Genomic DNA, 21,731 nt, shown 5'->3' on the forward strand with positions numbered 1-21,731 from the left:
GGATTAGAGTTCAGGGATCAGGTTTTAACGCAGAGCTTGTTCGGAGTCAAGGGCTAGGGATCAGGTTCTGGAAAGAGAAGCCTTCGTGTAACTTCGTGCTCTTCGTGGATCGAAGAACATCATGTCAATAATCCACCACGTTCCCTAATCCCTAGCCCCTGATCCCTAACCCCTAGCTAATTACCAGCGCTCGTGAACCAACGGTCGAATCAGACGATCATAAATGGCTTGGGCTTGGGCCATCGTCGCGGCATCGAGCGGGGTTAGCTCGGCAGCAGCGGCGTTGGCTCGCATTTGTTCGGGCGTTTTGGCCCCAGGAATCGCCGTCGTCACTGCATCGAACATCAAAATCCAGCGCAAGGCAAATTGAGCCATGCTGGCATCGATTGGCACTAAAGCCCGTAATTCCTCAACCGCTTGCAATCCGGTGGCGTAATCAACTCCTGAGAAAGTTTCGCCTTGATCAAACGATTCGCCATGGCGGTTATAGTTGCGATGATCGCTGGCTTCAAAATGAGTTGCAGCAGTGATTTTGCCTGATAGTAAGCCGCTAGCTAACGGAACCCGCGCCAAAATACCAACCCGTTTGGCTTTGGCTGCCGCAAAAAATTGCTCAATCGGCTTGTAGCGCAAGAGATTAAAGATGATTTGCACGCTTTGCACATTGGGATATTCAATTGCGGCCAAAGCCTCATCGACGCGCTCAACGCTCACGCCGTAGTAACGTACCTTGCCAGACCGCACCAAATTATCGAGCACCTCGAAGACTTCGGGCATTGAATAAACTTCGGTTGGCGGGCAATGCAGTTGGAGCAAATCGAGGGCTTCGGTGTTCAAATTGCGCAAACTACGCTCGACAAAAGCCGTTAGGTTTTGGCGATTATAGCCAGCCGCTGTATGTGGATTCAAGCGGCGACCCGCTTTGGTTGCTACGACAATCTCGCCTGGACGTTCACGCAGCACTTGGGCAATTAAACGCTCGGAGTGCCCATCGCCATAGACATCAGCTGTATCAATAAAATTCACTCCAGCATCAATCGCTGTGTGAATTGTGGCCAACGAGGTAGCATCGTCGGTTTTGCCCCAAGCATCGCCGCCAATCGCCCATGCCCCAAAGCCAATCGTCGAAATCTGCCAACCAGTTCGACCTAAATCACGATAATCCATGCAAGCTCCTCAGAAGTAATGATGAGCCATTTTAGCATGCCTAGAACAGAGAGGACGAAGGTACAGGGTTTAGGCATTGGAGACTAGTTGTCGGGGAGCAGCATTTAACCAAGCGGCGCAGAGCATTAAAAAGGAGAAAGGATGAATTATAAGGGAGGAAGAAATAATTTGTGAAATTCGTGCAATTCGTGGCTAAACATCAGCCTTCGTGGATCATAGGCAATTTTTCCGCCCTTCAGACTGTAACGAGCTTGTAACATAGACAGTCTAAGCTTAGGGCATCAGTTGGATTTGAGGTGCTTTCGATGCAAACATTTTTGCAACAATTACGCCAGCCCAAACAATGCTTAACCCAACAGCTTAATCAACCATTCCAACAATGGCCGTATCGCGCTTGGTTGTGGCATAGCGGTTTAGCGGTGGGCGGCTCGTTGATCTTTGGTGGCTCGCTCAATCAAGCGCTACCGCAATGGTCGCAACGCGGCGCGGCTTGGTGGTTAACCCTATCCTCTGGGGCTGGTTGGTTGGTGCTTGGACCAGCCTTATTGATCGCCAGCCGAGGCAACATTAATAGTTGTATTCAGGCATGTTTGGTGAGTATGAGCTATGGCGAGACAATTTTGTTAATTGCGGCGCTGTTCAACTATTTGCTCAAAACTCAAGCCTATGCCCAGCAACGCAATCTGTTGTTGGTGTTGATTGCCAACCTGAGCATGGCCACAGCGCTTGCCGAACAACTCAGCGTGATCAAGCTCGATCGTTGGCAAACCTGGATACTGTGGATGTTGCTACTCAATGGCACAGGCGCAGTTTGTTTCTATCGCTTGCGCCATCTTTTAGCGAAATGAGGTTGCTCATGCCGATTTTACACAACCCAATTACGATGCAAGGCCAAATCGATCGCTGCTGGCTTTTGACCTACCGCATGCCGATTGATCAATTTCAGGCCTTGCTACCAGCCGAATTAACCGCCACCGAATATCAAGGATTCGGTTTTTGGAATATTGTGATATGCCATGTTTCGCATATGCGTCCGTGGTTTGCACCTCACCTCTTGGGGTTTAACTACTGGCATGCCGCCTACCGCATTTATGTCAATCTAAAAACTCCATATGGTATAGATCAAGGCTTGTATTTTGTACGGAGCGATTGCGATCAGCCACTATTAGCATGGGCTGGTAATTTGGTAACTAACTTCAATTTTCATCATACGCCAATTGTTGTTAAAAGTTCTGCTGAGCAGACCAGTATTTCAGTTGATAGTTCAGTCGCCGCAGCCACTATCAAAATCAATCAGCAAAAACCAGCCCAACTTGCCAGCGATTCAATCTTTGATAGCCTTGAACAAGCTGCGGCGTATCTCAAATATCCGCCGCGAGGGATTGCGATTAGTAAGCCAGGCCAGGCCAATATTGTACGGATCGAGCGCGATGAAGCAGCTTGGCAACATCAACTGCGCCATGTTGAGCAAGCTGATTTTCAATGGCTCAAACACTATTCGGTGCAGCCTGAAATTTGCTATGAAATTCAGCCGATTGCCTATCGCTGGTTGCGCGGCTATCGACGTAAGGTCTTACTGAACCAGCAATGAGGTGAGTGATGCGCATTTTTCTGACTGGGGCCAGTGGCTTTATTGGGCGACATGTGGCGGCGGAATTGAGCCAAGCAGGCCATCAATTAACCTGCTTGGTACGCCAAAAACCACCAACCCCGATCAACTCAGCCGCGCAATATGTGGTAGCCGAATGGCTCAAACCGGCAACATGGCTCGATCAACTTGCTGAACACGACATAGTAATTAATTGCGTGGGAATGTTGCGCGAAAGCCGCCAAGCCAGTTTTCAAGCAGTCCATACCGATATACCAATCGCGTTATTCAAGGCGGCAGCACAACACAAGCTGCAAAAAATTATCCAAATTAGTGCCTTGGGAGCTGAGGTTACAGCACCACAAGCGTTTGTCCGTAGCAAAGCCCTAGCCGATCAATTTCTGATTCAACAACCTATACCTTGGGTGGTGTTGCGTCCAAGCTTTGTCTATGGAGCGGGATGCTATTCGATAGAGCTATTTCGGCGCTTGGCATGCTTGCCCATCACCCCGATTTTGGGCGATGGCCACTATCAAGTTCAACCGATTCAGATCGGCGATTTAGTTCGAGCAATCAAGCAAACGGTCGAAAAGCCAACAATCGCCAATTGCATAATTGAGGCTGGCGGTGGTGAGCAATTAAGTTTTCGGCAATTACTTGGGCGGTTGGCAGCCAGCCAACATCGCCAACTACGCCCGTGGTTTGTGCCAAACTGGTTAGCCCAAATTATGGCTCAAATTGGTACAACCACAGGATTAGGGCCAATTAATCGGGCTGAATTAAGCCTGTTGCTGCAAGGTAATACCTGCGATTTAAGTGCTTTTCGGCACTATTTTGGCTTTGAACCAAGCCGATTTGAGCCAAACGCCTAAAACCAAAAGCCCATGGTCTAGCTAGTCCCATGGGCTTTTGATCTGATAGGTTGCTTAGGTTTTTACAGGATCATGTGAACACTTCCACACATCAAGCGGTCAGCTGACCACTTAATTCCGTCAGGCGAGAGCCGAACTATTGAACAGCTTTGTAGATGTTGATCCGACCGCAAGTCCAGCGCGTGCCAGTACCGCTAATTTGGTCGGAGCTTGAGCAGATTTTGCTCTTGATTTGGCTGTTGGTCAAGCCTTTTGATGACAACAAGCCAGCCAAACCTGCAACGTGCGGGGTAGCCATTGAGGTACCATTGATCGTGTTGTAGCCACTGTTAATCCAGGTTGAGTAGATGCTCGAACCAGGGGCGGCTACTTCGACCCACGTACCATAGTTTGAGAATGATGAGCGGGCATCGGTTGAAGTCGTTGATGCAACCGCGAAACAGTTGGTATAAGCAGCTGGGTAAGCGCTAGTAGTGCTTGAGGTGTTGCTGTTACCAGCGGCACAAGCCAAGAACACCCCACGGCCCCAAGCGTAGTTGACGGCATTTTGCAAGGCCGTTGAACCACCGCCACCAAGGCTCAAGTTGATGACTTTTGCGCCATTGTTAGCAGCGTAGGTGATGCCATTGGCCACGCCAGCCAACGTACCGCTACCACTGTTATTCAAGACGCGAACGCCCATCAAGCGACAGTTGGGGCAGGTTCCTGCGCCACCAGTGCTATTGTTGGTTTCAGCAGCAACCGTCCCAGCGACGTGCGTACCGTGGCCATTACCATCATTTGGCGTTGAGTCATTATCGATGTAGTCGTAGCCAGCGACAATTTTGGCATCCAAATCAGGGTGAGTGCTTTGAATCCCAGTGTCAACAACCGCAACGACAACGCTGCTGCTACCGCGAGTAATATCCCAACCAGTGTATGCTTGGGTTACACCCCATGCCCATTGTGAGCTACGACCTGGGTCGTTGGGAGTGTAGGTTGAAGTATAGATAAAGTTGGGTTCGGCATATTCAATGTTGCCATCTTTGAGCAAGCTTTCAACCATGGCTTGGCGCATCGCCAAACTATCGTTGCTCTTCAAGCTAGCAAATTCGACGACTTCAGCGTCAAGCGCTTCGATCCGATCGATTTGCACTGCGCCCAAGGCACTCAAGGTGTTGGCGCGGCTGGCTTTTGAGGTTGAATTCTTGAATTTGATGACAAATTGTCCAGGAACAGCAGGGGCATTGAGGTCGAGACCAACGGCATCGCCAATATCGACGGGTTTTTCTACATCGCGTGACTGGGCGAACGATGAATTTGAGCCAGCAAACGCACTAACCGCCAAGATCAACATGCTCGAAACAAACAGACGCTTCAAAGTTGCCTCCTCAACATGTGGGTTGATTTTAACCAAAATCGTGCAGTACCAAACCAACAGCGGCTGTACCTACACCTTTACACATCGTTGTCATGAAGGATCGGTGAGGCCGATGATCCTGATGTTGCGTCCTCCTTTTACGCAGTCAGCAAACGAACCTAACAACACTATCAAGCTCCGTATCAGTGGATTAGTTATATATTAAAGGATCTTAACCGATTTGTCAAAAAAATTTAATAACCTTTATGCAGATATGTTAAAAAGCGCTTAAACGGGTTTAAGCATACTCCTAGAGCAGGATGGGACTATTGAGGCTAGACACAAATGCTACAATTGCGATAGTTAACTTGCTCGTAAATTTTGACGAATTTAATCAAGATTAATGTGAGAACACAGCAATTTCGTCTCAAGCCTTCGTCGTGTTCCCCATGTGCAAAAGGATCATCCAATGGAAAAGCCAACCAACAAGCCGCAAGTTCTGGTAAACTCCGTCGGATATTCCCGCCGTGACTTCCTCCGTTTCAGTGCGTTTACCACTGTCGGGCTACTCGCTGGCTGTGGAACAACCAGTGCTACCCCCGTTAGCACCGCTACCCCAACTAAACCCAAAATTGGACTCGTCATGAAATCGTTGAGCAACGAGTTTTTCCAACAAATGCAAGCTGGCGCTGAAGAATATGCCCGCCAAAATGCAACCCGCTTTGATTTCACTGCCACTGGCATTAACGATGAGCGCGATTTCGCCACCCAAATTGCTTCCTTCGAGCGCTTGGTTAATGAGCAATATGCTGTGATTGTGTTGGCTCCCGCCGATTCGATTGCCTTGGTTGCTCCAGTTGCCAAAGCCGTCAAAGCAGGCATCGTGGTGATCAACATCGATGTTGCGCTCGATGAAGCAACCAAAAAAGCCGCTGGCATCGATCTAGCCTTTTTTGGCCCCGATAACCGCGCCGGAGCCAAAATGTCGGGCGATGTGCTGGCCAAAGCCTTAGGCACAGGCGGCAAAGTCGCCGTGCTCGAAGGCAATCCAGAGGCCGATAATGCCGTCCAACGCCGCCTAGGCTTTGATGATGCTATTGCCGATGGCAGCTTAAATTTAGTTGTTGCTGAAAGTGGTCACTGGGAAACCAGCGAAGGTCAAAGCATCACCGCCGCCTGGCTCAAAAAGTACCCCGACCTGCAAGGAATCATGTGCGCCAACGATTCAATGGCTTTTGGGGCAGTCCAAGCGCTCGAAGCTGCCAATATGCTCGATAAAATCAAAGTCGTGGGCTTTGATAATATTCCTGCTGTGCAACCGTTGATCAAAGATGGTAAAATGCTGGCGACCGTCGAACAATACGGTGCTCAAATGGCAGCGATCGGTATGGACTACGGCTATCGCACCCTCAAAGGCGAGAAATTTAGCGGCTGGATTCGCACCGAGCTAAAATTAATCACCAAAGATAATCTCTAGACAATTAGTTATTCAGGTTTATTTGCTTGCAATGAAACTCCAAGTTTAGCACTTGGAGTTTCGTTATGGCTGCAATTAAATGAATTATGAGGAGAAGACAAATGTTCAAGCGTTGGTTTTTAATCATGGCGTTGCTCTTAGCAGGCTGTAGTCAAACGACAACTCCTAATCCAACTCAAACCGAGGCTGTCAGCACACTCGAGGGCTACGCAATTGCAATTCCTGAATCGTATAAAACTCATATTTTTGGATTGGATGATCGCTATCCAATAGGAAGTAATTCGGCAACTGATGAGCTTTTAACCACTTGGATAAAAAAGCAACCATATACCAATATTATTGGGCGTGACGTTTTTATAAGTGATCGCCCATTTGAGACTGTTTATCAAATCGTGGCCCAAGATCTCAATCGCTTCGATTGGAAAATGCTTACTAGTTATAATGAAGGCTATGTTCAGCTGGTTTATACTAAAGTTTTTGATGGAACAACTGTCGCTTTAGATACACTAATTATTGCCGGGAATGCCAAAGATCAACCATCAAAGGTTTTATTGATTCAAACCTTAACCACTGATATTCCAACAAAACCAACCCCAACTGTCAAACCAACTCAATCCTCAACGACATCAACTCGAACAATCGAAGGCTACGAAGTTGCAATTCCCGAGTCATATGACATTCCAACATGGGGTGACGCTTATGCGTTTGGCTCTGATGAAAAAATTGATCAATTATTAATAAATTGGCATGCAGCAGAACCCTATACGAATATTCTAGGCCGAAACGTGTTAACTAGTACAGATCGCCTTAGCTTAGTATATGCAACTATTAGCTCAAATCTTAATAATCGCGAATGGGAGCGGATTAGCAGCCAAGGTGATGATCGCTATTCGCATATTGTTTATAGTAAAACCATTGATCAAACACCAGTTGCTCTAGCAATGATCACAATGCAGGTTAATACTGATCAAGTTTTGGTAATCCAAACATTAACGACTGATATTCCTGAAAAACCAGAACCAACAACAATACCAGTACCTAGAATTATTATGCCTGAAGGCTCAGTTAATTATGCAACTGAAGATCCTACATTAACTGAATATTATGCTATTTTGCAGCAAGCAATCGCAATAGAATATCCTGATCAGACCAGTATTATTGAGCAAAAACTATTTAGCACAACATTTAGGATTGATGAATTACAAAATTTTTATGACCAGCTAGACTTAACTAGGATTCGGCTTTATGGAATAATAAGTGATAGTAAATTTAACAATGTAATTCTAGGCTATAAGGAAACTGAAAGAGCTAAACCCTATACGATTAGTTATGCAATTCTTGATATACCCAATCAAGGCAATTCATATCGGTTAGTTCTCGCAACAGTTTTTCAATAACCAAACCTTATTCATTTAGTTGGGTAGCATAGCACTATGCGTTTTAAGGCTTTACTCGCAGGACTTTTCCGAATCAACCACGCCGACGCAAATATTCGACGGCGTGGTAAGGCCATCGTCGGTATTACCTTTTTTTTGGTTTGCTGTATCACATTAATTGGCATTTTTAGCATTTTTGCTGCTGGTTGGCGCGAAACTGCCTTACTCACTAGCCCTTTTGGGCTGCTTGGGCTAGCAGCAATTTGGCTGGCTCGCCGTGGAATGGCTAATCGCGCCGCCGGATTATTGATTGCCGCCGCACTTGTGGCCTTGGTCGCAGCGCCAGTATTAGCCAATCGGGTGGCTTTTACGCCATTTTTCTTTCTCTTGCCAATTTTGATGGCCTTTGTCACGCTTTCGCCACGTGGTTTGCTGTTCGCAAGTGGCACAAGTGTGGCTTCGGTTGGATTATTAGCCTGGTTAACTCAGAATATTCCGCAAACATTACCACAAAACAGCGAGGTATTTGGCTTAGCCAGTACCCTGTTGTTGATAATTATTGGCTTGGGCTATGTTGGCTCACGCACCACCCACCAAGCCATCCAGGCAATGAATTTAGCTCAACAGCAGAGCCGCGAATTAACCAACACTTTGCAAGTCGAACGCGATCAACTCAGCCAACGGGTCGCCGAAAGTACCGCCGAATTACGCCAGAGTTTGGCAAATTCAGAGCAGTTGATCGCCGAACAAGCGCATTTATTGGCTGAAAATGATCAGCAACGTTCAACGATTCGTTCGTTGAGTTTGCCAATCTTGCCATTGCACCAACACATGCTGCTTGCGCCACTAATTGGTACGTTTGAGCAGCAGCGTTTGCACGATATTCAAACCCAGCTTTTACAGGCAGTTGAGGCCTATCAAGCCAAAATTCTGCTCTTGGATTTAACTGGAGTTGCGGTGCTCGATCAGGCGGGGGCTGCTATGCTTCAGCGGATTGTCCAAGCCAGCAGCTTGCTTGGGGCAGTTGTCGCATTCATCGGCGTGCAGCCTGAGGCGGCTCAGGCGATTGTGAGTATGGGCCACGAGCTTGGCAATGTACGGGTTTTTCGCGATCTGCAAGCGGCAATTCAGCAACATAGTCGGCTGTTGTTCGATAGCTAGTCAGCCTTAGGGTATACTACCAATTGTTTTGCAGGCTGCGTTAGCGCAACCGATAGAGACGTGTACGATGGACGATCGGCCAATCTTCCCTGAATGGATCAAACAGGCGCGTAAGCAATTGGGTCTTGGCAGAGCTGAGCTAGCCCAACAAGTTGGTTGTTCATTGGCCATGTTACGTCAGCTTGAGTATGGTACGCGCCGCCCTTCGCGTCAGTTGGCCGAACGCCTCGCCAGCTTTTTGCAGATTCCGGCTGAACAGCAAGCGCTTTTTGTGCAAACCGCGCGGGTGCACCAACCACCTAGCCCAACCAACCCCATCCCGCTGGTGAAACGCCTGCCTGAACCAATCCAACCCTTGATTGGCCGCGAGGAAGTATTGACCAATGCCAGCCAGCTATTGCTACAGCCAAGCATCCGTTTGCTGAGCATTGTTGGGCCAGGTGGGGTTGGTAAAACTCATTTTGCAACCCAGCTTGCCCAGCAGATTCAAGCAAACTTCAGCGATGGGAGCTTTTTTATTGGCTTAGCTTCATTGCACGATGCTGAACAATTACCAACCTTAATTGCCCAAATGCTGGAAATTCCCCAACCAACTCATCAATCAACCTTAGAGCAAGTGATCAACGCGATTGGCCAACGCTCGATTTTACTGGTGCTCGATAATCTTGAGCATGTGATGATGGTTGTACCAATTATCAGCCAATTGCTCGCTCAGTGTAGCAAGCTCAAAATACTGATAACCAGTCGTTTTGCCTTGAAATTGCACGATGAATACCTAATTGATTTGCCACCGCTGGATGTGCCACAACACCCACTTGAGCAACAAGCTAGCGCCGAAACCAGCTACTCCGCCGTGGAATTATTTGAGCTGCGTGCCAAAATGGTGCAGCCTCTATTTAGCCTGACAACCCAAAATCGAGCAATCGTTGGCGAAATTTGTCGGCGCTTAGATGGCTTACCTTTGGCAATCGAGCTTGCGGCGGCACGAATTCGTGGCCTGCCACCTCAAGCAATGCTCGCACGGCTGGATCGACGCTTAGAATTATTCGATCAAGTCAATAGCGATTTGCCCGAGCGGCATCAAACCTTGCGCAATTTAATTGCTTGGAGCTACACCCTGCTCACGCCCAACGAGCAAACCATTTTTCGCACGCTCAGCCTGTTTGCCAACCATTGGACATTGGATGCTGCCGAATATCTATGTCAAGGTCAAATTGCCAAACCCCAAGTTCTCACAATCTTGCTCAATTTGCTTGATAAAAGTTTGGTGCGCGAAGAAAGCTCAAACGATGGTCTCGCCACCTTTGCCATGCTCGAAATCATTCGCGAATATGGGTTAGAGCAGCTTGAACAAACCAGCAAGGCCCAAGCGTTGCGCTGGAGACATGCCCACTATTACATCCAACTTGCTCAACACGCCGAGCAACAACTCGGCCAACAAGAAGCACGATGGCTTGAGCGCTTGACTTGGGAACGTAGCAACCTTTGGGATGCCCTCAATTGGCTCGTGGCACAACAAGCAGCCGAACCATTGCTGCACCTGATTGGTTCGCTCTGGAAATTTTGGCAAATTCGCCATCTCTGGCGTGAAGGCTTGCACTGGATTAAATTGGCTTTGGATTTGCCAGTGGTTAATAGCGAAGCCTATCAACAAGCGCGAGCCAAGGTGCTGTGGGGTGCTGGTTGGTTGGCAGTCGATTTGCATCAGCATGATTTAGCTCAAGCCATGTTCGAGCAAAGCCTGCACCTCGCCACCAGCCTCGATGATCAACAGGGAATTGCACGAGCTTTGCATGGCGTTGGCTTACTGGCCGAGTGGGCGGGGCAGCGCGATTTTGCCATGCGAGCCTATCAAGAAAGTTTAAGTCTCTTCCACCAACTCAACGATCAGGAGGAGATTGCATGGTCGTTGTTTCACTTAGGAGCAGCACTGCAATCGCAAGGGCAAGCCCAGCAAGCTCGCCATTTTTTAGAAGCAGCCTTAGCAACCTCACGCCGCTTGGCCCATTCGTGGAGTATCGTGCATCAAACCAAAGCACTCGGCCAAATGGCGATTGATCAAGGGCGTTATACTGATGCCGAGTTATTGCTCAACGAAAGTTTAACCTTAGCCCAAAACCATCAATATCAGCAAATTTATCTTGAAATTTTGCGGCATCTTGGGCGTTCGGCACTAGAGCAAGGTCAGTATCAACAAGCCCGCGAGCGGTTTCAAGCCAGCCTTGAGCAAGCCCAGCGACTCAAAGAACCCTCGGCGATTCGCTGGGCCAGCATTCACCTCAACTGGCTGGGTATTCTCGCAGGCGATTTAGCCCAAGCTTATGCGTTTGAGCAACAATTAGCAATCTTCGAGCGCGACGAGCCAGCTTGGGCAATTGCTTGGCTCAAGGCGCGTTTGGGCACAATTGCTTTGCTCAAACACCAGCCTGAGGTAGCCCAAAGCTGGTTTCTGGCTAGTATTCAAATCTACCAAGCCAACGACTTGCCATGGGGGTTGGTCGAATGTCTTGAAGGTTTGGCCCATAGCCTGTGTTTGAGCAACCACTCCAATCAAGCCGAAGCCTGCTTGCAATTGCTGAGTGCCGCTGAACAGCAACGCCAAGCCCTGCCACGGGTGCGCTCAGTGCCGGAACAAGCAGCATGGCAAGCCAGCCTTGCATGGTGTCAACACCAACTTAGCCCCGAACAATTTGCCCAAATTTGGCAAACTGGGGCGACCCAAAAGCTTGAACAGTTGCTTAAACTTTTTTAATCACGAAACTCAATCAGCTTGAACGATAATCCCCAAACGGTTCAACAATACTCGATAATCAGCAGCTCGATAGCGAATCGGTGGCTTGTTGGGGCTATGCGAATCGGAGCCAGCACTAATTAAAAGCGCGTGCTCTTGAGCATAATTACGGTAGAGTGCGGCTTGTTCGGCAGTATGCAAAGGATAATCAGCCTCAATTCCATCCAAGGACACTTCGGCCCATAACGCATCGAGCAACACTTGATCAAAACAGACAAAGCCATCGCTGCGGCCTGGATGGGCCAATATGCAGATTGCCCCACTCTGTTGCGCCGCTGCCACCACTGCCGCAATTGGGTTGGTCGCAAAATCGCAGCCTGAGGCTTGCATCAGTTGTGAAAATTGGGCTGGCGCAAGCGTTGGGTTCTGTTGTTTGACCAAGGCCGCCAAAGAATGGGGTTGTTGGGCTGAAGGTTGGGCCAGAATCATGGCAAGCTGTGGTTGATGTTGAGGGGTCAAATAGCCTTGATCACAACAATAAGCAAAGGCATGATTGATGATTGCTTGCTGGCGTTGATGCAGCTCAGCGGCAATCGCCATAAGTGGATTTGGCTCAAGCCCAAAGCCAAAACACAGCAGATCAACCAACTGCTCGCGCCAAAGGCAAGACATTTCGGCAGCAACCAACAAAGGCATACCCTCGGCCAACGCCAACGCTTGGATTGCTTGCGCCATATCAGGTCGATCGTGGTCGGTGATAGCCGCCAAACCAAACCCTTCGCGCTTCAAATGTTGAATCAGCTCAAGCGCCGCCCACTGGCCATCGCTGGCCGTTGTATGCAATTGCAAGTCGATCGCAGCATCGGCGGCTAAAATCAAATTTGTGATTGAAGATTGCACAAGCGTCATCCTAATCCCTCATTGACCAATCTCAAGCTGAATGTTCACCACATCGCCTTCGTTAAGCTGCTCGGCCAAACGAATTGGCTTTTTGATCGGCACAAGATACAGGCCATCTTTGGGAATCAGCGAAGTGCTCCAAGTTGTTTGACCAATTTGGACTTGGGCCGGAATCACGCCCCAGCCATAGGTCACTAGCCCAGCAACCGCCTTGATTGCTTGGCTCTGTTCAAACGGAACAGTGACGAAATACCATGGAGCTGGCCCTTTCCAAAACCAAATTGGCCCAGTAAAATCAAACGTCACACAAACCTCCTCGGATTAAATCAAGAACCCATGCACGATGCATGGGTCTGATTGCAAGATTCACAAATTTACGAACGGGTTAGTTGGGCGACGGCTGTGCGCAAATCGGCTGAGGTCTGGACTGAACTCAAATCGACCGACAACGTCGTCAGCATTTGGGCAACTTCGGGAGCAACCCCCACCAAAATCACACTTGCCCCCAACAAGCGTAAGCCATTCATCATGGTCAACAAGGCTTGAGCAGCCTGTTCATCCATCATTGGCACACCCGTAATGTCAATCAACACTTTGCGAGCGCGTTCACGTTCAACTCGGGTTAAGAGAATTGAGGTAGCTTGTTGCACCCGTTCGCCATCCAAACTACCAATCAAGGGCATCACCAACACCCCTTTTAGAATTGGAATGACTGGTGAGGCAACATCACGCAGCAGTTGCGATAACTGTTGACGTTCAGCGAGTGAGTGTTCGAGATTAACCACCACTTCACTTAGGCGTTGCATCGCGGCTTCTCGCGCAGCTTCTTTAGCCTCGGTTTCTTGGCGCGAAACCTGTAAAGCAGCGGTCATGCTATTAAATGAGCTAGCTAACTGACCTAATTCATTGCTACTCTCAACCTCAATGGGCTGGAGATCGCCGTCGGCAACTCGATTGGTCGCCCCAATTAAACCAGTCAGCGGCTTAAGAAATTGGCGACGCAGAATCAAAGCCATCCCAAAGCCAAACAAAATAACCGCAATCAAGGCCAAACCGATGCTCAAGCCAAGGCTTTGGTTGGTAATCGTGGCAATTTGGTTGGCAGTTTCAGTCGTCCGCGCTGTAATTTCATCCAACGGTGAAGCTAAGCCCAGCCCCCATGGAATACCGCTAATCGCCGCATAGGCCACCACATAGCCGCGCCCACTCAGGCGCACTGTGGTTACTCCATCGCGGCCTGCCTGTAAATCACTGATCATTGATGAACTGGGCAGGTTGGCTTGATTAGTCAAAATTTGCTGAACAACCCCCCCCTGACCAGCCTCGGTCACCGCCACAACTTCGCCATTACGGGTAATCAAAAAGGCAAAACTCGATTGATCAACAATTAACCCCTTGAGATAGAAACTCAAACGATCAAGGCTGACATCAACGCTGACTGTGCCCAAAAAATCGGCATTGGCATAGACTGGCGCAGCAACCGAGATCAAGGCTTGCGATTGATCAATCGATTGATGCACCTCTGTCCAGACTAAGGCGCGGCTTGGGTTATTCTCGGGCAAACTTGCTTGATAAGCCGCCTCTTGGCTAGGCAACCAGTCCGCTGGTGGGTCGTTAGGAGTCATGTTGGGATAGGTGCGCAAGGTGTTGGCCGTCAGATACGAGATGCGCACAATTTCAGGCACGCTGATTTGCAAGCTTGGTAAGACATCTTCGAGCCGTTGACTATAGCGAATGTCAGCTAATGCTTGAGCCTGATCAGGATTAGCAATTACTAAGACCGTGGTTGCCCCGCTTGTATATTGGCGACCATTACGGGCTACATTCAACTCAGGCAAGGTGGGAATTTGATTGGTTGGCTGTTGCAAATAGGTGCGGGTGGTGACCGCTAATTGTTGCACACCGCGGACAGTTTGCCCAGTGCTAGCAGCATGGCTTTGGGCAATCCGCAGGAGATATTGTTCAGCTTGGGCTTGCAGCGCAGCGGTGCTATCGTTGGTGGCTTGGTTGCGCACTGCCACCAAGCCACGAGCATTAATTGCTAAATTGAGCAACGCCAAGAGCGATGTTCCCAATAAGAGGATAACAATAACTTGCCTGCGTAAACTATGGAGCATCGTCCATCCTCCACCTACAACAACCTATTGCGACACACGCAGCGTAATTTTGAACGTTTCGGGTGGGATCGAAGTCGTTGGATCAAAGCTGGTGAGCGATGCAGTATCGATCACAAAGCTCTTCGGGCCAACATGGGCCATGAATTCTTTGCCTTCCAAAATGCGAACCGTTTGATCGATCGCTATTCGCGCAATCGTAACTGGTGGAGCCACCGCCGCTGCTTGGATACCGCCACTCTGCAATTCGGCATATACTTCTGGGCTAATGTAATATGCCATAATTTTGATTTTATCTTGCAGCTTGCGTTCGCGCAGAATTTCAGCAGCAGTTACCGCAGTTTGGCCAGTACCTACAATATAATCGATCTCAGGATGTGCGATCAAGACCTCTTCGATCAATTTTGCTTGCTCTTCTTTACCAGTATCGCCATATTTGGTTTCGACAATGTTAATTGCGCCACCAGTAATAGTAGCCTTAAACTTCTCATCGGCGGCTTTCGACCAGCCAGCCTTTTCGGGGCCAGGGAACCACGCGACATCAACAGCATCGCTGCCCTTAGCATGTTTTTGCACTAAATATTTGGCAATTTCTTGGCCGCCTTCGCCTGGAACCGACAGCGATTTGGCGGTAATGGCCTTCGACGAAATATCATTCATAAAGGCAATTACTGGAATTTTTTGGCTTTGCAGTTCAACAATTAAGTCGTTTAGGCCATCAAGCGAGATCGCCCCAATCACCACCGCCTTGGCTCCATTGGCCACACATTGGCGAATTTGGGTAATTTGGGTCGGCAAATTGCCATAGCCGCCAGCTTCAACAATTTCAACATTGATCCCTAAGCGTTCGGCTTCGGAAACTACACCATAATTAACTGCCAACCAATAGCTATCCTTGATATGCGGAATTGAAACACAAATTGTCTCAGCTTTATCGGCAAGCACCAAGGGCACATAATCGGTTGATGTACGGGGGCTAGCAAAATCGAATGGTGGATTCCAGACTTCAACTTGATAGCTGGCGCTGGTGCTGGTTTGACTGAGCGCGACGGTTGCACTAGGCACGGATGTTGGTTGGGCGGTTGGCTGAGCCGTGCCACAAGCAGCTAAACTAGCAGCCAATAAACTGCCAAGAACCCATTTCGAGCGTTTGGTTGCAGTCTGCATAGGATCTCCTTCTTACTTAAACCCTAGTGCAACAATGTTGATGAGCATGAGGCGGGCATTGTGGGGAAACGTGGCTAAACAAAGATGGGCAGGCCTATGTAAGAGATTGTCTCACACGAGGCCTGCCCACACAAGAGCTTATTTAATTTCGACAATCAACTCGATTTCGGTGGCCATATTGAAGGGCAATGCAACTTTACCACCAGATGAACGGGCATGTTTGCCAGCTTCGGGGCCAAAAATTTCGACCAAGAAGTCTGAACAGCCATCAACCGTTTTGCCAAGTGCGCCAACAACTGGGCCAGAAGTTACATCGTCATAGGTTGGAGTAACATTGACTGTTCCGGTAACCATCACAATGTGTTCAACTCGATCGAGGTCGCCGATTGTTGATTTCAGGAAGCGTAAGCCACGGACACAGCTCAGCATCGCGGCTTCTTGGGCAGTTGCCAACGAGAGGGTTGGCAATTCGCCTTTGAGGAAACCACCACTGCCAGTCAAAATTTCTGGGCCAGCCGATGAAATAAAGACCGTTTCGCCTGATTGTGAAGCATACACATAATTGGCGGTTGGTGGGGTTAGCGCTGGCAATGAAGCTACGCCATAACGAGCTTCAACATAGGCTTCGACTTTTTCAAAGACACAATCAACACCTGGTCTGCGACAACGATGTTGTTCAGCTTGTTGGGCTTTGTCGAGCGCTTGGCCTTCCGAAGCCAGTGAGATCGAGCTAAACGTAGCAGCCATTACCATTACGAGCAGGAGTTTGAGAGAAAAACGTTTCATAGATGGACTCCTCAGCACAAGGTTGATGTGTTTGATCGATCAATTCATCAATCATCAGTCATTGGGTATATAGGTCAAATGGGTCAGTGGATAACTTTGAGTTTACCTGACCTCAGGCCAAAGTCAACATTCCCAATAGTCCTATCCAAAAACTACCTTTAATGGGACTAGTCTAGCCTAGAATAGGCTAGGTACTTCCAACAAATTGTCCTAGGGCTAAAGGGTTAAAAATCTATCAGAGAACTATTTTGGCCCAGCTACGGTAGAGTAAGCAATACTGTTAATCGAGGTTTGAACTATGCCAATATTTATTCATTTTGAGTTTATGTGGATGCCGCCTAGATTCGGACATCCAATTCCACCCTATGAAAATATGATGACTCAGATCCGTTGGCAACATTACATGGGTTATCCAGAGAACGAGATCCGATCTCTCAAATGGGAATATTTTGACTATGATCTAATGACCAGCCAAGGATATGCGAAATGTCGATTTCTTTCTGATGAGTCCTTACCTGAAGGCTGGCTTGAACCTGGTTTATTTATTGAACTAACATCTGGAGGGGATCGAGTTTTGGCAATCGGTAGAATTGTCGAGGAACGCAGGACATAAATTAATTAATCATAAAAGCTGGTCGAATTGTAACATTCAATCAGCATTTATTTTTTAATCGCGTTGGCCTCAATTTAACGAGTAATGAACCTCGCCAGTCAAATCCGAGTATCATAGATCATCAATTGAGCACGGAAGGATTGTCCATGAGTGAGCCATTTATGCCAATTTCCGTCGTCTTGCCCGAAGCAGGCACAACCCTGATTGGCGATATTCGCTGCAAAATTCCGAGCGCTGCTACCAACGATCAATGCACAGTCTTGGAAGTTACCTTGCTACCAGGTCAAGGCGCAGTGATGCACCAGCATGAAATTGAAATGGAGATTTTAGTGGTTCAAGCGGGGCGCTGCACGGTTGGCGATGAACGCAATCAATGGGTACTTGAGGTTGGTGGCATTGCCCACTTTCCACAACGCACGCGCCATTTCTTTCGCAACGATCACCCCGAAACGTGTGTGATTTTGATCACGGCTATTCCAGGTGGGCTTGATCGCTTTTTCGAAGCGTTAGCGGCTCAAGCCAAAAATCCAGCCGAAGACTGAGCCAAAACAGCAGAGCCAAGGCTATACTGCCAATCTCAGCCAGCTAAAAATCTGGAGGTGGTTATGCCAACAACAATTCCAGCCCTACCCTGCGCAGATTTAGATCAAACGCTCGCATTTTGGTCTAGCCTTGGCTTTACGGTCAGTTACACCCAGCGCAAGCCTAACCCCTATGCCGTAATCAACGCCGATGATTATTGTCTGCATTTTTTCGGCTTGAAACAACTAGCACCCGCCGAAAATTACAGCACTTGTTTGATCATCGTGCCAGAAGTTGAACACTTACATGAACAATTTAGTCAACACCTACGGGCTAGTTTGGGCAAAGTGCCTGTGCAAGGCTTTCCACGCATTTCACGCATGAAACCTGGCCAAAGCCGTTTTACCCTTACCGATAATGCTGGTAATTCGATTATTTTTATCAAACAAAGCGTCGAGGATGCGGCGGCGGCCCAAGCCTACCAAAACCCTGAGTTAAGCCCATTGCAACGAGCAATTGCGGTTGCCGCTCGTTTGCGCGATTTCAAAAATGATGACCTAGCCGCCGCCAAAACGCTTGATCATGCCCTTGTCCGCTATCGCGATGCCCCAAATTTCGATTATGCCCAAGCTTTGCTTGCACGCATCGAATTGGCTCAAGCCCTTGAGCAAGCCCAACAACTTGAACAATTAACTGCCCAACTCAACTCACTCGATCTCAGCCCTGAACAATACCAACAACTCGGTTTATAGGCGATCTATTGTTGTGAGTCACTCCAACTACTTAAAACCATTGAACACAATGACTATGACTTTACCCAAACTGCTCAAGCTGCTCGTCGGCAAAGCAGCGCTCTAAAATAGTGCGGGTTGCTTGCACAAAATCGCGCTCATGCGAATCGACCGGATGCACCACACAGGTCGTAATATCGCAGTGCAAGCCCGTAATCAAGCGGCCTTGGGCTTGTTGTTCAGTCAAAACGTTAAGCAAGATTTGGCCAACCACATGCACTGCCCAACGCAATTCATCAAACGCCAAAAAACGCCCATCACGCAAAGCCAAATCACGAAAGCTAATCAAACGATTGGGCTGCGGAATCAGCCGCATACCAACAATCGCAAAGCGCTCAACATTCGGAATTTGGCGCACATAGCGTTCATACTCAATGATTGTCTGTTTTAAGCGCCAGCTTGGTTGATCAGGCGTGGTTGCTACAATCACTCGTTGATGGGGCACACAACGTGGCATCTGCATGCTGCACCTCTAAACCTTGGCTTGTTGGCGCATGGCATACACATAGCCCACCAAGCCACCAATCAAACTAGCCCCAACCACCAAGCCAATCGCACTGCCACCATGAAGTACCAACAACAGCAGCAAGCAAACCCCAGCACTACCACCAAAAACTTTGATTCGCAAATCATCCGACCATGCTTGAATCAAGTTTGGAACAAAGTGCACCGCCAACAATGCGCCCACCACCATCGCTATAAACCCAACCAAGGCTAACTTGATGATTGCCCCAACCACGGTTGTAGCGACAATCGCGCCAACCCCGCCAACCAGCGCCAAATCAAGCATCGGTTTGTATTGTGGGGCAAGACTTGTGCGAATCTGCTCCTCAAAATCTTCGCCATTGACCTGCGCTTGATCGTATTTTTCGAGCCATTCTTCGGCCCAGCGCAACTCGGTTTGGGCAGCAGCATACTCGGTTGGGTTAGTACTGGCATAGGCGGTTTCAGCCAAAGCTTGGTAGGCCGCTTCAGCTGCCGCCATCGGATTGCTCATAATTTGCTGGGCGGTTAATTGAATCACCTGCCAATCGGCCCAAGTTGCTTGCGAGCTAGCCGAGGCTTGGCAAATAATTCCAATTTTTTGGGCAGGATAAGCAAAATCAAAGCGAAAACTATTGCCTGCAATTTCAACCGTATGATTTTCGTACAAATAAACCGCTGGATGGGCTGCATGCCAAGCCACTGCAAACAAATCGTTGATCGCATTACCACTCGATTGTTGGCGTTGTTGCGGTTGATCACGCTGGCCGCTCAACTCGCGATCATAGGCTTGGCGCTTTTGGGCATCTTTCAGCACACCATAGGCAATATTCAAGGCCTGCATCAAGGCCGTGGCATCGGGAGCTTTATTAATATCTGGGTGATATTGGCGAGCCAAACGCCGAAATGCTGCATCGATCGTGGCGGCATCGGCGTTGCTGGCAACCCCTAGCACCTCGTAGTGCGTTTTCATAAAAGCTTATTCACTCGCTGCTAAACCAAAAAAACCACGTAATTGTTGGCGATAGGTCGCATGATTTCCCCAAAGATCGTGATTCAATTTGGCTTGATGGCGCAACAAACCAGCCAATTGCTGTTGATTTGCTGCATCTAATTTTTGTAATGTTTGCTCGATCAAACGCTGATTTTGTTGTTCAAGCTCACGCCAAAATGACTCATGCAAAATTTGTTGACCAGCAACTTGGGCTGCCGTCAACTGGCTAAAATCAGCAAATACCGCCTGTTGCTGCAAATAGCCCAAGAAGCGACAAGCCACACTATTGAGTTTATCCTGCTTGAGTTCATCGATCCAATCGCTGGCATCATCGCTGAATTGGCGGGCTAAGGTCAAGGTTTCAAGCGCCTCGATCACCAGATTCGCCTCAGCACCAAATGGATCAGCGCCCGCTAGCCAAGCTTGTGCTCGGCTACAAAAGAAAAAAGGCTGAGCACGAGCCAACAACACCGTTTGATCAAAGGTTGCCAACTGCTCAAAGCCTAACACGCTTAATTCGCTTAAATGATAGCGCAATTCCTGCTGATGCCCCAAGGCTGATTGAACTGTTAATTGGCGAAACAAGGGCCAGATTGGGCTTTGGGTCACACCCAATTCAGTATACAACTCAACCTGACGCAGCAAGGCCAGATGCGCCCCGAGCAACAATGCAGCAGCGCCATCACCATCCAACAGCTGATCTTGTGCCCAATAATACCACCAGCCATACAATTGAGCCGCACCAAGTTGAGCATACATTGCGGTTGATACTGGAAATTGTTGGCCCAACCAAGCTGGCAATAACGCCGCAATCTGGCTAAATCTGCCCTGTTTGAATTCAGCAAACTCTACTAGCAAGGATTGGCTCAAGCCTGCGGGCAATGCCGCCAAATCGGCCTCGATTAAACGACAAACCGCCTGATACTGCGCTTGATCATCAAATGGCTCGATCAAATTCATGCGATTTCCTTTGCATCGTTTAAACACAAACAGCCTAGAGTATTTGCTCTAGGCTGTTGTAGCATGGGATAAAACTTATCTTTTGTGAACCACTAACTCAGGCCGACCCATTGCTTGCAGCAGCCGTGGATACATCTCATACATTGGGGTGACCGCTGGCAAAAGCTTGATAATTTTGGGAATCGGGCCTTTGGCAACAATCTGACGGCGAGTTAATGCAGCCATCAAATTGATTGTGCCATGCCAAAATTGGTGGGCAATATCGGCCTTCATCGACATCACCACATCGGGCTTTAACCCAGGCACTTCGCCCCAAACCACATCGAAAAAGGCTCCCTCTTGGCTTGGCTGACGATCAGCCAGAATGCTCACAATCCCATCGGGATCATCGTAGCGATACTGAATTGAGAGGCCAGATTGCTTAATTTTGGGCGCAATTTCAGGATCGCACTTGGCCTCATCGTACAACGCACCAAGGTACTTGATCAGTTCTTCTGAATCTTTAAACACCGACATGAATGATGCTCCTCACGTATACAGGCGGTTCGGAGACGTGACGAGGGGAAAGTGCTTCGTCGCGCTTTTTGGCGATTATAAAGGCCATGCTGCACTTGCGTCAAGCCCAAGCTTTGATCACCTCGGAGTAAATTCGGAGTAGATTCGGAGTGCTAGTCCCACTCTTTGACCCAC

Annotated in this window: 21 protein-coding genes; 10 read left to right on the plus strand and 11 right to left on the minus strand. The window is 48.6% G+C overall.

Going from position 1 to position 21,731, the window contains the following annotated elements; translation table 11 throughout:
- Positions 1-180 precede the first annotated feature (180 nt).
- Positions 181-1,167 (minus strand): aldo/keto reductase, encoded by a 987-nt coding sequence (locus tag ABEB26_RS13370; protein ID WP_345722523.1) that lies wholly within the window; start codon positions 1,165-1,167, stop codon positions 181-183.
- A gap of 305 nt (positions 1,168-1,472) precedes the next feature.
- Here ABEB26_RS13370 and ABEB26_RS13375 point away from each other — a divergent pair, with 305 nt between their 5' ends.
- From ABEB26_RS13375 to ABEB26_RS13385, 3 genes are read left to right on the plus strand one after another with little or no spacing between them, the layout of a single operon-like run.
- Positions 1,473-2,015, plus strand: coding sequence for a hypothetical protein (locus ABEB26_RS13375; protein ID WP_345722524.1), 543 nt, complete (start codon positions 1,473-1,475; stop codon positions 2,013-2,015).
- Positions 2,016-2,023: 8 nt separating this feature from the next.
- Positions 2,024-2,758, plus strand: coding sequence for a DUF2071 domain-containing protein (locus ABEB26_RS13380; protein WP_345722525.1), 735 nt, complete (start codon positions 2,024-2,026; stop codon positions 2,756-2,758).
- A gap of 8 nt (positions 2,759-2,766) precedes the next feature.
- Positions 2,767-3,627 carry a complex I NDUFA9 subunit family protein gene (locus ABEB26_RS13385; RefSeq protein ID WP_345722526.1) on the plus strand — a complete coding sequence of 287 codons (861 nt, stop codon included), beginning with the start codon at positions 2,767-2,769 and terminating at the stop codon, positions 3,625-3,627.
- A 136-nt stretch (positions 3,628-3,763) separates the two neighbouring features.
- Here ABEB26_RS13385 and ABEB26_RS13390 read toward each other — a convergent pair whose 3' ends face one another.
- Positions 3,764-4,987, minus strand: a complete 1,224-nt coding sequence (locus tag ABEB26_RS13390; RefSeq protein WP_345722527.1) for a S8 family peptidase — start codon at positions 4,985-4,987, stop codon at positions 3,764-3,766.
- A gap of 448 nt (positions 4,988-5,435) precedes the next feature.
- Here ABEB26_RS13390 and ABEB26_RS13395 point away from each other — a divergent pair, with 448 nt between their 5' ends.
- The 4 genes from ABEB26_RS13395 (at position 5,436) to ABEB26_RS13410 (ending at position 11,732) form a co-directional block, all read left to right on the plus strand.
- Positions 5,436-6,443, plus strand: a complete 1,008-nt coding sequence (locus ABEB26_RS13395) for a sugar ABC transporter substrate-binding protein (protein ID WP_345722528.1) — start codon at positions 5,436-5,438, stop codon at positions 6,441-6,443.
- 101 nt (positions 6,444-6,544) lie between these two features.
- Complete coding sequence (locus ABEB26_RS13400; RefSeq protein ID WP_345722529.1) at positions 6,545-7,840, plus strand: hypothetical protein; 1,296 nt, start codon at positions 6,545-6,547, stop codon at positions 7,838-7,840.
- A gap of 36 nt (positions 7,841-7,876) precedes the next feature.
- On the plus strand, positions 7,877-8,980 hold the full coding sequence (locus tag ABEB26_RS13405) for an STAS domain-containing protein (RefSeq protein WP_345722530.1): 1,104 nt from the start codon (positions 7,877-7,879) through the stop codon (positions 8,978-8,980).
- Between the two features lie 67 nt (positions 8,981-9,047).
- Entirely contained in the window at positions 9,048-11,732 is a 2,685-nt protein-coding gene (locus ABEB26_RS13410) for an ATP-binding protein (protein WP_345722531.1), read from the plus strand.
- A gap of 9 nt (positions 11,733-11,741) precedes the next feature.
- On the opposite strand, the gene ABEB26_RS13415 is transcribed toward ABEB26_RS13410, so the two are convergent.
- From ABEB26_RS13415 to ABEB26_RS13435, 5 genes are all read right to left on the minus strand, one after another.
- Positions 11,742-12,611, minus strand: coding sequence for a PHP domain-containing protein (locus tag ABEB26_RS13415; protein WP_345722532.1), 870 nt, complete (start codon positions 12,609-12,611; stop codon positions 11,742-11,744).
- 18 nt (positions 12,612-12,629) lie between these two features.
- The gene (locus ABEB26_RS13420; protein ID WP_345722533.1) at positions 12,630-12,917 is read right to left on the minus strand and encodes a DUF1905 domain-containing protein; all 288 of its coding nucleotides are present in this window, start codon (positions 12,915-12,917) and stop codon (positions 12,630-12,632) included.
- Positions 12,918-12,985: 68 nt separating this feature from the next.
- Complete coding sequence (locus ABEB26_RS13425; RefSeq protein WP_345722534.1) at positions 12,986-14,728, minus strand: STAS domain-containing protein; 1,743 nt, start codon at positions 14,726-14,728, stop codon at positions 12,986-12,988.
- 24 nt (positions 14,729-14,752) lie between these two features.
- Positions 14,753-15,892, minus strand: a complete 1,140-nt coding sequence (torT, locus tag ABEB26_RS13430) for a TMAO reductase system periplasmic protein TorT (RefSeq protein WP_345722536.1) — start codon at positions 15,890-15,892, stop codon at positions 14,753-14,755.
- 138 nt (positions 15,893-16,030) lie between these two features.
- Complete coding sequence (locus tag ABEB26_RS13435) at positions 16,031-16,678, minus strand: RidA family protein (protein WP_345722537.1); 648 nt, start codon at positions 16,676-16,678, stop codon at positions 16,031-16,033.
- 298 nt (positions 16,679-16,976) lie between these two features.
- Here ABEB26_RS13435 and ABEB26_RS13440 point away from each other — a divergent pair, with 298 nt between their 5' ends.
- The 3 genes from ABEB26_RS13440 (at position 16,977) to ABEB26_RS13450 (ending at position 18,565) form a co-directional block, all read left to right on the plus strand.
- Positions 16,977-17,291 carry a hypothetical protein gene (locus tag ABEB26_RS13440; protein WP_345722538.1) on the plus strand — a complete coding sequence of 105 codons (315 nt, stop codon included), beginning with the start codon at positions 16,977-16,979 and terminating at the stop codon, positions 17,289-17,291.
- A gap of 146 nt (positions 17,292-17,437) precedes the next feature.
- Positions 17,438-17,833, plus strand: a complete 396-nt coding sequence (locus tag ABEB26_RS13445; protein WP_345722539.1) for a cupin domain-containing protein — start codon at positions 17,438-17,440, stop codon at positions 17,831-17,833.
- Positions 17,834-17,896: 63 nt separating this feature from the next.
- Positions 17,897-18,565 carry a VOC family protein gene (locus ABEB26_RS13450; RefSeq protein ID WP_345722540.1) on the plus strand — a complete coding sequence of 223 codons (669 nt, stop codon included), beginning with the start codon at positions 17,897-17,899 and terminating at the stop codon, positions 18,563-18,565.
- Positions 18,566-18,626: 61 nt separating this feature from the next.
- On the opposite strand, the gene ABEB26_RS13455 is transcribed toward ABEB26_RS13450, so the two are convergent.
- From ABEB26_RS13455 to ABEB26_RS13470, 4 genes are all read right to left on the minus strand, one after another.
- Positions 18,627-19,067, minus strand: coding sequence for a hypothetical protein (locus ABEB26_RS13455; RefSeq protein WP_345722541.1), 441 nt, complete (start codon positions 19,065-19,067; stop codon positions 18,627-18,629).
- A 9-nt stretch (positions 19,068-19,076) separates the two neighbouring features.
- The gene (locus ABEB26_RS26940) at positions 19,077-20,060 is read right to left on the minus strand and encodes a J domain-containing protein (protein ID WP_486348308.1); all 984 of its coding nucleotides are present in this window, start codon (positions 20,058-20,060) and stop codon (positions 19,077-19,079) included.
- Positions 20,061-20,066: 6 nt separating this feature from the next.
- Complete coding sequence (locus ABEB26_RS13465) at positions 20,067-21,041, minus strand: hypothetical protein (protein WP_345722542.1); 975 nt, start codon at positions 21,039-21,041, stop codon at positions 20,067-20,069.
- A 75-nt stretch (positions 21,042-21,116) separates the two neighbouring features.
- Positions 21,117-21,557, minus strand: a complete 441-nt coding sequence (locus ABEB26_RS13470) for a hypothetical protein (protein WP_345722543.1) — start codon at positions 21,555-21,557, stop codon at positions 21,117-21,119.
- Positions 21,558-21,731 lie beyond the last annotated feature (174 nt).

The sequence above is a fragment of the Herpetosiphon gulosus genome (assembly GCF_039545135.1).
Classification (GTDB): domain Bacteria; phylum Chloroflexota; class Chloroflexia; order Chloroflexales; family Herpetosiphonaceae; genus Herpetosiphon; species Herpetosiphon gulosus.

Bases quoted from the DNA above. Each gene is read 5' to 3' on its own strand.
- ABEB26_RS13370 (WP_345722523.1), bottom strand. From the start codon at position 1,167: ATGGATTATCGTGATTTAGGTCGAACTGGTTGGCAGATTTCGACGATT.
- ABEB26_RS13375 (WP_345722524.1), top strand. From the start codon at position 1,473: ATGCAAACATTTTTGCAACAATTACGCCAGCCCAAACAATGCTTAACC.
- ABEB26_RS13380 (WP_345722525.1), top strand. From the start codon at position 2,024: ATGCCGATTTTACACAACCCAATTACGATGCAAGGCCAAATCGATCGC.
- ABEB26_RS13385 (WP_345722526.1), top strand. From the start codon at position 2,767: ATGCGCATTTTTCTGACTGGGGCCAGTGGCTTTATTGGGCGACATGTG.
- ABEB26_RS13395 (WP_345722528.1), top strand. From the start codon at position 5,436: ATGGAAAAGCCAACCAACAAGCCGCAAGTTCTGGTAAACTCCGTCGGA.
- ABEB26_RS13400 (WP_345722529.1), top strand. From the start codon at position 6,545: ATGTTCAAGCGTTGGTTTTTAATCATGGCGTTGCTCTTAGCAGGCTGT.
- ABEB26_RS13405 (WP_345722530.1), top strand. From the start codon at position 7,877: ATGCGTTTTAAGGCTTTACTCGCAGGACTTTTCCGAATCAACCACGCC.
- ABEB26_RS13410 (WP_345722531.1), top strand. From the start codon at position 9,048: ATGGACGATCGGCCAATCTTCCCTGAATGGATCAAACAGGCGCGTAAG.
- ABEB26_RS13425 (WP_345722534.1), bottom strand. From the start codon at position 14,728: ATGCTCCATAGTTTACGCAGGCAAGTTATTGTTATCCTCTTATTGGGA.
- torT (WP_345722536.1), bottom strand. From the start codon at position 15,892: ATGCAGACTGCAACCAAACGCTCGAAATGGGTTCTTGGCAGTTTATTG.
- ABEB26_RS13435 (WP_345722537.1), bottom strand. From the start codon at position 16,678: ATGAAACGTTTTTCTCTCAAACTCCTGCTCGTAATGGTAATGGCTGCT.
- ABEB26_RS13440 (WP_345722538.1), top strand. From the start codon at position 16,977: ATGCCAATATTTATTCATTTTGAGTTTATGTGGATGCCGCCTAGATTC.
- ABEB26_RS13445 (WP_345722539.1), top strand. From the start codon at position 17,438: ATGAGTGAGCCATTTATGCCAATTTCCGTCGTCTTGCCCGAAGCAGGC.
- ABEB26_RS13450 (WP_345722540.1), top strand. From the start codon at position 17,897: ATGCCAACAACAATTCCAGCCCTACCCTGCGCAGATTTAGATCAAACG.
- ABEB26_RS13455 (WP_345722541.1), bottom strand. From the start codon at position 19,067: ATGCAGATGCCACGTTGTGTGCCCCATCAACGAGTGATTGTAGCAACC.
- ABEB26_RS26940 (WP_486348308.1), bottom strand. From the start codon at position 20,060: ATGAAAACGCACTACGAGGTGCTAGGGGTTGCCAGCAACGCCGATGCC.
- ABEB26_RS13465 (WP_345722542.1), bottom strand. From the start codon at position 21,041: ATGAATTTGATCGAGCCATTTGATGATCAAGCGCAGTATCAGGCGGTT.
- ABEB26_RS13470 (WP_345722543.1), bottom strand. From the start codon at position 21,557: ATGTCGGTGTTTAAAGATTCAGAAGAACTGATCAAGTACCTTGGTGCG.